Annotated in this window: 13 protein-coding genes; 5 read left to right on the top strand and 8 right to left on the bottom strand. The window is 30.3% G+C overall.

Annotated features, from left to right (window positions below; all coding sequences use genetic code 11):
• Positions 1–24: 24 nt before the first annotated feature.
• Genes ACTT90_RS02870 through ACTT90_RS02860 form a run of 3 tightly spaced genes read right to left on the bottom strand, consistent with a single transcriptional unit; the run spans position 25 to position 3,891 of the window.
• Positions 25–1,404: a class II 3-deoxy-7-phosphoheptulonate synthase gene (locus tag ACTT90_RS02870; protein ID WP_440937349.1), complete on the bottom strand. Its 1,380-nt coding sequence runs from the start codon at positions 1,402–1,404 to the stop codon at positions 25–27.
• A 42-nt stretch (positions 1,405–1,446) separates the two neighbouring features.
• Complete coding sequence (gene glmS, locus ACTT90_RS02865) at positions 1,447–3,267, bottom strand: glutamine--fructose-6-phosphate transaminase (isomerizing) (protein ID WP_440937348.1); 1,821 nt, start codon at positions 3,265–3,267, stop codon at positions 1,447–1,449.
• Positions 3,268–3,891, bottom strand: a complete 624-nt coding sequence (locus ACTT90_RS02860; RefSeq protein WP_440937347.1) for a DapH/DapD/GlmU-related protein — start codon at positions 3,889–3,891, stop codon at positions 3,268–3,270.
• Between the two features lie 70 nt (positions 3,892–3,961).
• On the opposite strand from ACTT90_RS02860, the gene ACTT90_RS02855 reads away from it, so the two are divergent.
• From ACTT90_RS02855 to ACTT90_RS02840, 4 genes are read left to right on the top strand one after another with little or no spacing between them, the layout of a single operon-like run.
• Positions 3,962–4,645, top strand: coding sequence for an HAD-IA family hydrolase (locus tag ACTT90_RS02855; RefSeq protein ID WP_440937346.1), 684 nt, complete (start codon positions 3,962–3,964; stop codon positions 4,643–4,645).
• A 41-nt stretch (positions 4,646–4,686) separates the two neighbouring features.
• Positions 4,687–6,189 (top strand): MmgE/PrpD family protein, encoded by a 1,503-nt coding sequence (locus ACTT90_RS02850; protein ID WP_440937345.1) that lies wholly within the window; start codon positions 4,687–4,689, stop codon positions 6,187–6,189.
• Entirely contained in the window at positions 6,189–7,085 is an 897-nt protein-coding gene (gene prpB / locus ACTT90_RS02845) for a methylisocitrate lyase (RefSeq protein WP_440937344.1), read from the top strand. The genes ACTT90_RS02850 and prpB overlap by 1 nt, the downstream gene beginning before the upstream one ends.
• A complete protein-coding gene (locus ACTT90_RS02840; protein WP_440937343.1) occupies positions 7,085–8,209 on the top strand; it encodes a bifunctional 2-methylcitrate synthase/citrate synthase in 1,125 nt (374 codons plus the stop codon). The genes prpB and ACTT90_RS02840 overlap by 1 nt, the downstream gene beginning before the upstream one ends.
• Positions 8,210–8,213: 4 nt before the next feature.
• Here the strand turns inward: ACTT90_RS02840 and ACTT90_RS02835 are convergent, their stop codons facing one another.
• Positions 8,214–9,221 (bottom strand): ribonucleotide-diphosphate reductase subunit beta, encoded by a 1,008-nt coding sequence (locus ACTT90_RS02835; RefSeq protein WP_440937342.1) that lies wholly within the window; start codon positions 9,219–9,221, stop codon positions 8,214–8,216.
• The gene (locus tag ACTT90_RS02830; protein WP_440937341.1) at positions 9,212–11,146 is read right to left on the bottom strand and encodes a ribonucleoside-diphosphate reductase subunit alpha; all 1,935 of its coding nucleotides are present in this window, start codon (positions 11,144–11,146) and stop codon (positions 9,212–9,214) included. The genes ACTT90_RS02835 and ACTT90_RS02830 overlap by 10 nt, the downstream gene beginning before the upstream one ends.
• 156 nt (positions 11,147–11,302) lie before the next feature.
• Here ACTT90_RS02830 and ACTT90_RS02825 point away from each other — a divergent pair, with 156 nt between their 5' ends.
• On the top strand, positions 11,303–12,757 hold the full coding sequence (locus tag ACTT90_RS02825) for a phosphomannomutase/phosphoglucomutase (RefSeq protein ID WP_440937340.1): 1,455 nt from the start codon (positions 11,303–11,305) through the stop codon (positions 12,755–12,757).
• 105 nt (positions 12,758–12,862) lie between these two features.
• Here the strand turns inward: ACTT90_RS02825 and ACTT90_RS02820 are convergent, their stop codons facing one another.
• Genes ACTT90_RS02820 through dusA form a run of 3 tightly spaced genes read right to left on the bottom strand, consistent with a single transcriptional unit; the run spans position 12,863 to position 15,096 of the window.
• Complete coding sequence (locus ACTT90_RS02820) at positions 12,863–13,276, bottom strand: HIT domain-containing protein (protein ID WP_440937339.1); 414 nt, start codon at positions 13,274–13,276, stop codon at positions 12,863–12,865.
• Position 13,277: 1 nt separating this feature from the next.
• The gene (locus ACTT90_RS02815; RefSeq protein ID WP_440937338.1) at positions 13,278–14,063 is read right to left on the bottom strand and encodes a sulfite exporter TauE/SafE family protein; all 786 of its coding nucleotides are present in this window, start codon (positions 14,061–14,063) and stop codon (positions 13,278–13,280) included.
• A 40-nt stretch (positions 14,064–14,103) separates the two neighbouring features.
• On the bottom strand, positions 14,104–15,096 hold the full coding sequence (dusA, locus tag ACTT90_RS02810) for a tRNA dihydrouridine(20/20a) synthase DusA (protein ID WP_440937337.1): 993 nt from the start codon (positions 15,094–15,096) through the stop codon (positions 14,104–14,106).
• Positions 15,097–15,145 lie beyond the last annotated feature (49 nt).

Raw genomic sequence — 15,145 nt, 5'->3', positions numbered from 1 at the left:
AGACTATTGATTAAATTCAATATTCTAAGATGCCGCTTGAACTGCGTTTTTAGAATAACTGCTATTCTTTTTAATCTCATCTGAAATTAAAAAGGCTAATTCTAATGCTTGATTGCCATTTAATCTTGGATCACAGTGTGTGTGATATCTAGATGATAAGTCTTCATCTGAAATTTTTTGCGCACCACCAGTACATTCGGTAACGTTTTGACCAGTTAACTCAATGTGTAAACCACCAGCATAACTACCTTCACTTTGATGACATTCAAAAACATTTTTAACTTCTTTTAATACATCATTGAAAGGTCTAGTTTTATATCCTGATGTTGCTTTAATTGTATTTCCGTGACAAGGATCACAAGACCAAATTACGTTTATACCTTCTTTTTTAATTGCTCTAATTAATTTTGGTAAAAACTTAGAAACTTTATCATGCCCAAATCTAGATATTAGAGTGATTTTGCCTTTTTCATTTTGTGGATTTATTTTATTACATAAATTAATTAGATCCTGAGGTTCTAAAGTTGGGCCACATTTAATTCCGATAGGATTTTCTATTCCTCTACAAAATTCTACATGCCCACCATCTAATTGTCTTGTTCTGTCCCCTATCCACACAAAATGAGCAGAGGTGTCATGGTTCTCTCCAGTAGTGGAATCTGTTCTGGTCATTGCTTCTTCATAAGGTAAATGCAAACCTTCATGTGAAGTCCAAAAGTTTACTGTTTTTAATCTTCTATTAAAGTCAGAATTAATTCCACACGCATCCATAAATGCTAATGCTTTTTCAATATTGTCTTCTAGTTCTTTGAATTTTTTTGCTTCTGGAGTATTCTTTATAAATCCTAAGTTCCAAGTATGCACTTTCTTCAAATCAGCAAATCCACCGTGTGAAAATGCTCTAATTAAATTTAAAGTTGCTGCAGCTTGTGAGTAAGCTTTAAATAATCTTTTTGGATCTGGTATTCTTGCTTTTTCATTAAACTCAATACCATTGATATTATCTCCAAGATAACTTGGTAACTCAACACCATCTTTCACTTCAACAGGTAAGCTTCTTGGTTTAGAAAATTGACCAGCAATTCTTCCAACTTTAACAACTGGTAAAGAAGCTGAATAAGTTAATACTAATGACATTTGTAAAATTAATTTAAAAGTGTCTCTAATATTATCTGGATTAAATTCTGCAAAGCTCTCTGCGCAGTCTCCACCTTGAAGAAGAAATGCTTTACCATCAACAACATCAGCTAATTGTGATTTTAAATGTCTAGTCTCACCTGCAAAAACTAATGGTGGAAAAGTTCTTATCTTATTAAGAACTTGATCCAACTCTGCCTGATCAGGATAATCAGGAATGTGTTTTACAGGATAATTTCTCCAGCTATTTATTTTCCAATTGCTCATAAATTTTTTTCAACTAGAAATTGTTGTAACAGAGATTAGAATTTATTCAACTGTGACTGATTTTGCTAAATTTCTTGGTTTATCTATGTCGTAACCATTATTTAAAGCAGAATAATAAGCTAATTTTTGTAAAGGAATTGTTAATAAAAAAGGAAGGAGATCGTCATCAGCACTTTCTACTTCAATTGTTTCCCATATATTCTCAGGAATAACCTCATCTTTACTTTTATTTGTAATCAATAAAACTTTAGCACCTCTTGCAATTACTTCCTGCATATTGGAAATTGTTTTTCTGTAATAGTTATCTCTTGGAGCAAGTACAACAACTGGCATACCTTCTTCAATTAACGCCAAAGGTCCATGTTTCATTTCACCTGCAGGATAACCTTCTGCATGAACGTATGAGAGTTCTTTTAACTTTAATGCACCCTCTAATGCTATTGGAAAAGAAAAACCTCTACCAAGAAACATTGATCCTTTTGCTTCGTTGAATGTTTTTGAAATAATCTGAACTTTGTTATCAAAACTTAAGGTTTCATTAATTAATTTTGGAAGTTTTTGAATACTAGTAATTTTATCTTTATAAATATCTAAACTTAGAGTTTTATCTAAATTTCCAATTTTTAAAGCCAATAAATAAAGAACCATTAATTGTCCTAAAAAAGCTTTTGTTGAAGCAACACCAATTTCGGGACCACAATGAATTGGTAAAACAAAATTTGAATCTCTTGCAATTGAGCTTTCTACAACATTGACAACTGAACAAGTTTTTAGATCATTTTTGTTACATAATTCTAATGCAGCATATGTGTCTGCAGTTTCGCCTGATTGAGATACAAAAATATATAATCCATCTTTTTTAAATCTATTTTTTCTATATCTAAACTCAGATGCGATATCGATATTTACATCAAGAGATGTTAATTCTTCAAACCAGTATTTTGCCATTAAACAAGAATGGTAAGCAGTTCCACAACCAATAAGAGTAATGGAAGATATATCTTTTATATCCCAAGGAAAATTATAAATATTTATCTCTTTATTTGCATTGTCGATGTATTCTTTAATGCAATTTTTAATTGTGGTTGGCTGTTCTTCAATTTCTTTAGCCATGAAATGTTTGTAATCCCCTTTTCCATAGTTTTCTTCATTTGAAGAAAGTTCTAAAACTTTTTTATTAACTTTAACTCCCTTTTCATTAAAAAATTCTGTTTGATCTTTTTTAATTATACAAAACTCACCATCATCTAAATAAGTAATTTTATTGGTCATTGATTTTAGAGCATAAGAGTCTGAACCTAAGTAATTTTCATTAGGACCATATCCAACAGCTAATGGTGAACCTCTTCTTGCACCTACAATTAAATCAGGCTCATCTTTAAAAATTATACCAAGTGCAAAACTACCAATAAGTTGTTTTAAAGTTTTAGTAATTGCATCAACAAGATTTAATTCTTTTAAGTTTTCAGAAATTAAATGTACTATTACCTCTGTATCTGTTTGAGATTTAAATTTATAACCTTTGTTTAATAAGTATTTTTTTAATAATGTTGAATTTTCAATAATTCCATTATGAACTACAGATACATTTTCTGATGAATGTGGGTGAGCATTAACAGTGTTTGGAACTCCATGCGTTGCCCACCTAACATGACCAATCCCTACAACACCTTCTAAATTTTTAAGTGAAACATTTTTTTCCAACTTATCAACTCTTCCTTCAGTTTTAACTTCATTAATAAAACCATTAGATAAAGTGGCAATCCCTGCAGAGTCGTAACCTCTGTATTCTAATTTTCTTAAAGAATTAATGATTGATGCTGAAACAGGTTTGTTACTAGTTATTCCTATAATTCCACACATTTATTTTTTCTTTCTTTTATAATTTTTTATTTCTAACTGATTTGCTCTTGTTAGTGCTAATGATTTTTTATTTACTTTTTTAGTAATAACTGAACCAGCTCCTACAGTGCTATCATTTTCTATGGTAACCGGTGCTACTAAAGAAGAATTAGAACCTATAAATACATTATCTTTAATTTTTGTTTTATTTTTGTTAACCCCATCATAATTACAAGTAATTGTTCCGGCGCCTATATTGACTGATTTTCCAATATCACTATCACCCACATAAGATAAATGATTTACTTTTGAATTTTTACCAACAATACTCTTTTTAACTTCAACAAAGTTTCCTATTTTAGAACCCTCTTTTAATATTGTTTTAGGTCTAATTCTTGCATATGGACCTATCTCAACTTTATTCATTATGTTGCACTCTTCTAAGTGAGAAAAAGATTTAATTACAACATTACTTCCAATTTTTACTTTAGGTCCAAAAACCACATAAGGTTCAATAGTTACATTTTTTCCAATTTTTGTATCTTTTGAAAAAAAAATTGTTTCCGGGCCAACCATTTTAATTCCCTGTTTTAAAAACTTGTCTCGAATTTGATTTTGAATTTTTTGTAAATTTGATTGTTTCATGTTTTAAAATCTTTATATTCATGTATTAGTGATACTTAACTCACAAAATATTTCTTAAAATAACCTTTTAATGACTAAAAACTTTACAATTTTATTTGATTTAGATGGAACATTAGTCGATACGGCTCCAGATTTAATGTTGGCACACAATCATGTAATGAAAAAATTTGGCTATCCAACTAAATCAACTGAAGATATTAGAAATTTAGTTGGTAAAGGTGCTGGTGCATTAATTGGTAGATCTATTTGGGGTCAGGCAAAAAAAGAATTTGGAAAAGTTCAAGATGAAAAAGTTAAGAAACAAATGGTTGATGAGTTCATTGATTTTTATGGAAAAAATATAATTAATCAAAGTACTTTAATTAATGGAGTTTTAGATTTCTTAAAATGGTGCAAAGATAAAAAAATATCAATGGCCGTTTGCACAAATAAGCAAGAACATTTAGCGATTGATCTTTTAAAAAAAATAAAAATTTATGATTACTTTGAATATGTGGCAGGATCTAATACTTTTGATTATTGTAAACCTGATCCAAGACATCTCACAAGTGTAGTAGAAATATTAGATGGTGATGTAAAAAAATCTTTAATGATTGGTGATAGTGAAACTGATGCCAATGCAGCAAAAGCTGCGGACATGCCTGTAATTTTACTTGAAAATGGATACACGGAAAAAAATTCTGAAGAAATATATCATAATCACTTAATAAAAGACTTTATTGGTGTTGAAAAAATTGTCTCCATATATCTTTAATATTGATTAATTAAATTTTAGGTCTAAAACACCGTCAGATTATGATAGTTCATAAAGTTAAAGTTTATCCTTCAAAAATTCACTTACCAAAAAAAAATCAACTTGCTTGGAAAATTGCAGAGATTGCAAATGATAATGCAAAATTAGATAGGGCAGCAATTGAGATGGTGATCAATAGAATTATTGATAATGCATCAGTTGCAATTGCATCGTTAAACAGAAGACCAGTTATATCATCTAGAGAAATGGCTTTAAAACACTCTAGAAAAAATGGAGCAACTTTGTTTGGAGTAAATTCTAAATTAAAGTTTGATTGTGAGTGGGCAGCTTGGTCAAATGGAACTGCAGTAAGAGAATTAGATTTTCATGATACTTTTTTAGCAGCAGACTACAGTCATCCTGGAGATAACATTCCTCCTCTATTAAGTGTAGCTCAACAAAAAAAGAAAAGTGGATTGGATTTGCTTAGAGGAATTATCACAGCTTACGAGGTTCAGGTAAATCTAGTTAAAGGAATTTGTTTACATAAACATAAAGTAGATCACATTGCACACTTAGGTCCAAGTGTTGCTGCTGGACTTGGTACAATGCTAAAATTAAATACAGAAACTATTTACCAAGCAGTTCAACAAGCGTTACACACGACGGTTTCAACCAGACAATCTAGAAAAGGTGAAATATCAAGTTGGAAAGCTTATGCACCAGCTCATGCGGGTAAACTTGCAATAGAAGCTGTTGATAGAGTGATGAGAGGTGAAGGTGCTCCAAGTCCAATTTATGAAGGTGAAGATAGTGTGATAGCAAGAATTTTAGATGGTAAAAAAGCTTTGTATAAAGTGCCACTACCAAAAAAAGGTGAAACAAAAAAAGCTATTCTTGAAACATATACAAAAGAATATTCTGCAGAATATCAATCACAAGCCTTAATTGATCTTGCTAAAATTCTTAGAAAAAAAATTCCAAACCTAAATCAAATTAAAAAAATTGATATTCACACTAGTCATCATACGCATTATGTTATTGGAACAGGTGCAAATGATCCTCAAAAAATGGATCCTAACGCAAGTAGAGAAACATTAGACCACTCTATTATGTATATATTTGCTGTAGCTTTAGAAGATGGTGATTGGCACCATGTAAAATCATATACTAAAGCAAGAGCTAATAGAAAAAGTACACTTAAGATCTGGAGATCAATTAAAACTCATGAAGATAAAAAGTGGACTAGAAAGTATCACGATCCAAATCCAGAAAATAAATCTTTTGGTGCAAAAGTTGTTGTAACTTTAAATAATGGTAAGAAAATAGCTGAAGAATTAGATAGAGCAGATGCTCATCCATATGGAGCTAGACCTTTTAAAAGAGAAAATTATATCAACAAATTCAAAATTTTAACTGAAGGTATTATTGATAAAAAAGAAAGTGATAGATTTTTAAAAGCTGTTCAAAATCTTAAAAATCTAAAAGCAGGTCATTTAGATAAATTAAATATAGAAGTAAGAAAATCAAAAATTAAGAGAAATTTAAAAGTTGGAATATTTTAATGCACTTTATTGAAAAAGAGCCGAGTCAAAAAAGAAAAGATTTTTCCGAGAAACTAAAAACAAATAAAATATTAAGAGTACCTGGTGCTTATAATCCACTTACAGCAAAATTAATTGAAGAAATTGGATATGATGCTGTTTATGTGTCAGGGGGTGTAATGGCTAATGATCTTGGTTTTCCAGATATTGGGTTAACAACTTTACAAGATGTGAGTACTAGATCGTATTTAATTTCAAGAGTAACAAATCTTCCAACAATTGTTGATATTGATACTGGTTTTAAATCTTGTAAAGAGACAATAGAAACTTTTGAAGAATTTGGCATAACAGCTGTACATTTAGAAGATCAAATTGAGAGAAAAAGATGTGGACATCTTGATAACAAAGAACTGATCTCTACTGAAGCAATGGTTAAAAAAATTAAAGAGTGTGTTGATGCAAAAAAAGATGATAACTTTAAAATTATTGCAAGATCAGATGCTAAAGGTGTTGAGGGCATCGATAAGATGATTGAAAGATGTAAAGCATACATTGATGCTGGAGCTGAAATTGTATTTCCTGAAGCTTTGCATGATGAAAAAGATTTTGAAAAAGTTAGAAAAGAACTTTCGTGTTATTTATTAGCTAACATGACTGAATTTGGTAAATCAAAATTATTTAATTACAAAGAATTAGAAAACTTTGGTTATAATATTGTAATTTATCCAGTTACAACTCAACGTTTAGCAATGAAAAATGTAGAAGATGGTTTGAGAGACATTTATGCAAATGGACACCAAAACAATATTATTGATAAGATGCAAACTAGAAAAAGGTTATATGAACTTGTTGAATATGAAAAATACAACAGTTTAGATGAAAAAATTTATAACTTTAGTACGGAAGGACATGAATAATGAGTGAAGACATTAAAAAAGGATTATTAGGAATTGTTGTTGATGAAACTGAAGTTTCAAAAGTAATGCCTGAAATAAACTCTCTTACTTACAGAGGCTATGCTGCTCAAGATTTGTGTGAATATTGTAGATTTGAAGAAGTGGCTTACTTAATTTTAAACAAAGATCTTCCAAATACAATTCAACTTAGAAAGTTTGAAAAAGAGGAAAGAGGAAATAGAGATCTATCAAAAGATTTGTACGAAATTATTAAGAGAATGCCTAAAAAATCTCATCCAATGGATGTTGCAAGAACTGCTGTGAGTGTAATGGGATTAGAGGATAAAGAAACTTCAGACTCTTCACCTGAAGCTAATATGAGAAAAGCATTAAGAATTTTTGCTAAAACACCTACTGCTTTAGCTGCTTTTTACAGATTAAGAAAAGGTAAAAAAATAATTAAACCAAAGAAAGATCTAACTTTTGCAGAAAACTTTTTCTATATGTGTTTTGGAAAAGTTCCTCAAAAAGAAATAGTCAAAGCTTTTGATGTATCGTTAATTTTGTATGCAGAACATAGCTTTAATGTTTCAACTTTTACTGCAAGAACAATCACTTCTAGCTTATCAGATATTCATGGCGCAATCACTGGAGCGATCGCAAGTTTAAAAGGACCCTTGCATGGTGGTGCAAATGAAGAAGTGATGCATATGATGAACAAAATTAAAAAACCAGAAAATGCATTAAAATGGATTAATACTGCCTTAGCTAATAAAGATGTGGTGATGGGTTTTGGTCACAGAGTTTATAAAAGTGGAGACTCAAGGGTTCCAACTATGAGAGAATACTTTGGTAAAGTTGCTAAAATAAAAAAAGATAAAAAGTTTGAAAAGATTTATGACATTGTGGAAAAAGTGATGATTGAAAAAAAGAATATTTATCCAAACGTAGACTACCCAACGGGACCTACATATCACTTAATGGGATTTGATACAGACTTTTTTACTCCTATTTTTGTAATCTCAAGAATTACAGGTTGGTCCGCTCATATAATGGAGCAACATGCGGCTAATAAATTAATTAGGCCACTTGCGAGCTACAAAGGTAGCAAACACAGAAAAGTTTTACAACTTAATCAAAGATAAATTTTTAACTAAAAGCTTCTGTCCAAGTTCCTTGCGTTGATGCTTTAGAGTATTCTGTTGCACGTCCTTCAAAGAAGTTCATGTGTTCAACTGCATTCAGCATCGTATCCAACCAACCAAGAGGATTTTTTTCAACTTTATAAATTGGTTCTAATCCTAATTGATCTAATCTTCTGTTAGCAATAAATCTAATATAATTCTTAACATCTTGAGCAGTTAATCCTTCCATTGGACCCATTTGGAAAGCTAAATCGATAAAAGCATCTTCATGATGCACTATTGTTCTGCATGCTTCATAGATTTCTTTCTTTAATTGAGGTGTCCATGTTTCAGGGTTTTCTTTAATGAAATCTTTGAACAATCTAATCATTGAATTACAGTGAAGAGTTTCATCTCTCACTGACCAAGTAACGATCTGACCCATACCTTTCATTTTGTTGTGTCTTGGAAAATTTAAAAGGATTGCAAAGCTTGCAAACAATTGTAGTCCTTCAGTAAAAGCACTAAACACAGCTATTGTTTTTGCAATATCGTGATTTGATTTAACATCAAAGCCCTGCATATAATCATATTTATCTTTCATTTCTTTATATTTCATGAAAGCCGAATATTCAGACTCTGGCATGCCAATGGTATCTAATAAATGAGAATAAGCTGCAATATGAACTGTTTCCATTGAAGCAAAAGCAGACATCATCATTAAAACTTCAGTTGGTTTAAACACATTCATATAATGTCTGATATAACAGTTACTTACTTCAACATCAGCTTGAGTAAAAAATCTGAAAATTTGTGTAAGTAAATTTTTTTCAGATGGGCTTAAATTTTTTTGCCAATCTCTTACATCGTCTCCTAGTGGAACTTCTTCTGGTAACCAGTGAATTCTTTGTTGTGTTAGCCATGCATCATAGCACCATGGATATCTAAATGGTTTATAAACAGGATTTCCTACCAATAATCCATTATTATTTTTTGTTGTTTCTGTATTCTTAACATTTTCTGCTACTGACATGATAAACACTCCTCGTATTCTGGTTCGTTACTTGTTGATTTATTTTTATAAACATTAGCAAGAACGTCTGTAGATTTTGCATCATTAACGTTCTCTGCTCTTTGAATTGATTTTGATCTGCAATAATAAAGGCTTTTTAAGCCTTTTTTCCAAGCATCAAAATGTATTTTGTGAAGCTCTCTCTTATGTACATCTGCTGGTAAAAATAAATTTACCGATTGCGCTTGAGATATATAAGGTGTTCTATCTCCACTTAATTCTATAATCCATTTTTGGTTTAATTCAAAAGCTGTTTTGAAAACATCTTTTTCTAAATCAGTTAAAAAATCTAAATGAGAAACTGAACCTTGGTTTGTTGTAATACTTGACCAAGTTTCTTCATCATTTTTTCCATGATTTTCTAAAATTTCTTCCAAGTATCTGTTTCTAACATTGAATGAACCCGACAATGTTTTGTGTGTATAACTATTAGCAGCGATAGGTTCTACTCCTGGTGATGCACCACCACATATAATAGAAATTGATGCTGTTGGAGCTATTGCTGTTTTGTTAGAAAATCTTTCTTGATAACCATACTCAGCTGCATCTGGACATGCTCCTCTTTCTTCAGCTAAATCTTTTGAAGCTTGATCAACTTGATCGCTAATGTGTTTAAATATTTTTTTATTCCATGACTTTGCCATTACCGACTCTAATGGAATTCTTTTTTGTTGTAGAAATGAATGAAAGCCCATTACACCTAAACCAACACTTCTCTCTCTTTCAGCAGAATATTTTGCGTCTTTAAATTGATCTGGAGCTTTATTAATAAAATCACTTAGAACATTATCTAAAAATCTCATCACATCTGGAATCATGTCTTTATCGTCTTTCCACTCATCATATTTTTCTAAGTTTAAAGATGATAAACAACATACAGCTGTTCTATCATTTCCATCTTTGTCAATTCCGGTAGGTAAAGTAATCTCACTACACAAGTTTGAAGTTTTAACTGTTAAGTTTGCTAACTTGTGGTGTTGTGGAATTTGTCTGTTAACCGTATCGATATAAATAATATAAGGTTCGCCTGTTTCTATTCTCGCAGTTAACAATCTAATCCAAAGATTTCTTGCTGATATGGTTTGTTGTATTGAACCATCAGCCGGACTTTTTAATGCCCATTGATCATCTGTTTCAACTGCTCTCATGAAAGCATCTGAAATAAGAACACCATGATGTAAGTTTAAAGCTTTTCTATTTGGATCACCTCCAGTTGGTCTTCTCATTTCTATAAATTCTTCTATTTCAGGATGATCAATAGGTAGATAACATGCTGCAGATCCTCTTCTAAGAGAACCTTGGCTAATTGCCATTGTTAATGAGTCCATTACTTTGATGAATGGAATAATCCCTGAAGTCTTTCCTACTCTTCCAATTTTTTCTCCAATTGATCTAAGGTTACCCCAATAACTTCCAATACCACCACCCTTAGCAGCTAACCAAACGTTCTCACTCCATAAATCTAAAATTCCACCTAAACTATCTGAAGCTTCATTTAAGAAACATGAAATTGGTAAACCTCTTTTCGTACCACCGTTTGATAAAACAGGAGTTGCTGGCATAAACCAAAGATTGCTAATGTAGTTATAAATTCTTTGAGCATGTAAATTATCATCTGCATATGTACTTGCTACTCTTGCAAACAAATCTTGAAAAGATTCATTCTGACCTAAATATCTATCTAGCAATGTAGCCTTACCAAAATCAGTTAAATTACTATCTCTAGACCTATCAATTTTAATGATAATTCCTTTGTCATTTTGAAATAACTCAGTTTGATTATTTAATGAAAAGAGATCTGGTCTTTTGCTTTCAGAAGCTTCTTTAACCTCTGGTGTATATTCAGAGACAGCTTTCTTGATTGCTAATGACAATATTTTGTTCATAAATTCTTACTTTTATTAGTATTTTGGTTAAAACAACTATATGTTGTATATACAAATCAGTAATACACTATATGCCATGTAATACAATAGAACATTTATAGAACAATGAAAAAAAAGATCAATAAAATTATTAAAAAAAATGTAAGTAATTAACAGATGAATCGCAATATAAAAATCGACCCCTATGGCTTTAGAGAATATGACGCACGATGGCTATATGAAAAAGACATCAATAAAGATGGAATCATAAATTTAGGAAAAGGTTTAGGAACACAAATTATAAAACATACAAAAAAAGAAAATCCAAGAATAATAGTTGGGCATGATTACAGGTCTTATAGTGAAGAAATTAAGTCAGCTTTAAAGGAAGGTTTGATTTCTACTGGATGCAATGTTGAAGATGTTGGTTTGTCTTTATCGCCAATGGTTTATTTTGCTCAATTTAATTTAAACTCTGATGCTGTTGCAATGGTAACTGCGAGCCATAATGAAAATGGTTGGACGGGTGTAAAGATGGGAATTCAAAAAGGACTAACACATGCACCTGATGAAATGAAAGAATTGAAAGAAATTACTCTTAATGAAAAATTTCTAACTGGAAATGGAAATGAAAAACAGATTAAAGATTTTGATAAAATTTATAAACAGGATTTAATTGAAAAAAATAAGATAGAGAAAAAAATTAAAGCTGTTGTTGCATGTGGAAATGGTACAGCTGGAGTTTTTGCTCCTGATATATTAAGAGGAATTGGTTGTGAAGTAATAGAACTTGACTGTGAATTAGACTGGACATTTCCAAAATACAATCCAAATCCAGAGGATTTGGAAATGTTACATGCAATAGCAAAAGCAGTTAAAGATAATAATGCAGATATTGGTTTTGGTTTTGATGGGGACGGAGATAGAGTTGGTGTAATAGATGATAAAGGTAATGAGATTTTTTCAGATAAAATTGGATTACTAATTGCAAGAAATTTAGCTTCTAATCATAAAAATTCTAAATTTGTAGTTGATGTAAAATCAACTGGTCTTTATTCAACAGATAAAGTTTTAAGAGAAAATAACTGTGAAACAATATATTGGAAAACAGGACATTCACATATTAAAAGAAAAGTAAATCATGAAAAAGCACTTGCCGGTTTTGAAAAAAGTGGTCATTTCTTTTTTAATCAACCATTAGGATATGGATATGATGATGGAATAAATTCTGCAATCCAGGTTTGTCATTTATTAAATAATCAAAATAAAAAGATGAGTGAAATTATAAGTGAATTACCAAACACTTATCAAACTCCCACTATGGCACCTTATTGTAAAGATGAGGAAAAATATAATGTAGTTGAAGAATTGGTTAAAGAAGTTCAAAAGATAAAAGAAGGCAAAAAACTTATTGATGGACAGAATATAAGTGAAGTATTAACAGTTAATGGTGTAAGATTTTCTTTTGCTGATGGATCTTGGGGTTTAATAAGAGCTTCATCAAATAAACCCTCATTAGTTGTGGTAACTGAAAGTCCAACCTCTGACGATAGAAAGAAAAAAATATTTGATTTTATTGATGATCTGCTTCAGAAAACTGGCAAAATAGGTGAGTACGATCAGAAAATTTAAACTCATAATTGATGTTTATAATTATTAGATTCAACTAACAAGTGTTCACAAAACTGTAAAGAATCATCTAATATAGAAGTGTGAGGTGATGGAGGGAGACTGAAGTCACCTCTTTTTTTTTAAGAAAGCATCTCTTATTTTCTTTATATTGATATCTAATTCTTTTTTTTTGTAATTTTTTGCTTTAGCGACCCAAACAGGTAATGGCCAAGTTGCATCTGTTTTTTTTCTAGCAATTATATGGATATGTAATTGAGGCACAATATTGCCTATTTTTTCAACGTTTAATCGAGATGTTTTAAAAACTTTCTTCATAATATTACTGCAATAAACAATCTCTTCCATTAATTGATCGCGATCATTTTTTTTTAGATCTGTAATATCAGTGATGCTTTTTCTTTTTGGAATTAAGATAATCCAGGGAAAGTTTGAATTATCAATCATCCTAATTGAGCAAAGTTTTAAATCATAAATATAATGTGAGGATTTAAGGAAATTTTTATTAACTTTGTTAACCATTCTATAATTTAAAATATTCGTATAAAAACTTTGAAGCTATTATCAATAAAAAGATACCAAAAAATTTACTAATTTTACTTTTATCAATTTTATGAACAGTTTTAGCCCCTATTCGTGCCATGAAAGTTGTTATTGGAATAAAGATTAAAAAAGCAGGAACATTCAAAAATCCAATACTTAAAGGTAAATTTGTCTTTAAATAACTTCCAGAAATAAGAAATCCTCCCGCACCAAACAAAGCTATCAAAAATCCAATTGCTGCCGCACTTCCTATTGCTTTATTGATCGAATAACCAAAAAATTTCAAAATTGGAACATTCATAATTGCTCCTCCAATTCCCATTGGAGCGGATAAAAAACCAACTATAAAGCCAAATATTATTTTTAAACTTAATTTAATTTCTTTAATTACACTTTGCTCTTTCTCTTTAAGAAGAAGTAAATAAAAACTTAATAAAAAAATAATTACTGAAAAAAATAAAACTAAAGCCTTAGTTTTTAAAGATGCAGCAAATATAGTTCCAGCAACTACTCCTGATACAACAAATAAACCATAGCTTTTAACTATTTCAAAATCTACAGCCTTAAATTTATGATGAGTCATAACGGAAACAGTAGATGTTGGTATTATTATTGCAAAAGATGTGCCTACCGCAAGATGCATAACATATTGTGGATCAACTCCTAATTGATTAAAAATATAGTAAAGAAATGGAACTGTAATTAAACCACCACCAATTCCAAATAAACCTGCAACAAAACCTACTGGTATAGCAGTTAAAGCCATTAGTAAAATTACATAAGAATATTCGTATGATATAATTGAACTAAGCAGAAGTACCTACGCTACGATCAAAATTATTAAATTTTACTTTATCCATTATGTGATCAATTTTTTTCACATCTGCATCACGTACACACATATTTTCACTTAAATACCTTTTCCAAAAACTTGCACCTGACTGACCATGAAATAATCCTAAAGTATGTCTCATTATTTGATTTAGTCTTGTCCCCTTTTTTAATTCAGATTTTACATAAGGAATAAGTTGTTCAATAACATCTTGTCTACTTGGAACGTTTTCATTATTAAATATTTCTCTTTCAATATCAGCTAACAAATAAGGTGTGTGATAAGCTGCTCTTCCTATCATAACACCATCTGTTTTTTCTAAATGAGTTTTGATTTCTTTAACAGAAGTAATACCCCCATTAATTATAATTTCATCATCAGGAAAATCTTGTTTTAATTTATAAACATAATCATATTTCAAAGGTGGAATATTTAAGTTTTGTTTTGGAGTAAACTTTCCTAACATTGCTTTTCTTGCATGAATTATAAAAGTCGTGATACCAACTTTTTTTAATATTGAGATGAAATTATGAAAGTTTTCATAATCTTCAACATTATCATAGCCAATTCTTGTTTTGATTGTAACTGGAAGTTTTGTTGCAGCTTTCATTTCAGTCAAACAATCTGCAACTAAATTTGGTTCTTTCATCAAACAAGCTCCAAATTTATTTTTTTCTACTTTTCTGCTAGGACATCCTAAATTTAAATTAATTTCATCATAACCAAAATCTTCACCAATTTTAGTAGCTGATGCTAACAATTTAGGAGATGAGCCGCCTAATTGTAACGCAACTGGTTTTTCTTCAATGTTAAATTCTAAAAGTTTTTTTTTATCTCCTCTATTGATTGCCTCATCGACAACCATTTCAGTGTATAAAAGTGTATTTTTTGAAATTAATCTTAAAAAGTATCGTTCGTGACGATCTGTGCAATCCATCATAGGAGCAACTGAAACTTTCCTATTCATACGATGATTTTATATTATTTTATTAAGAGTTTGAAGTATCAGTGTCTTC

This window comes from Candidatus Pelagibacter sp., assembly GCF_052049935.1.
GTDB lineage: Bacteria > Pseudomonadota > Alphaproteobacteria > Pelagibacterales > Pelagibacteraceae > Pelagibacter.
Note: the sequence above shows the minus strand (reverse complement) of the source record. Positions and strands in the feature narration are given on the sequence as shown.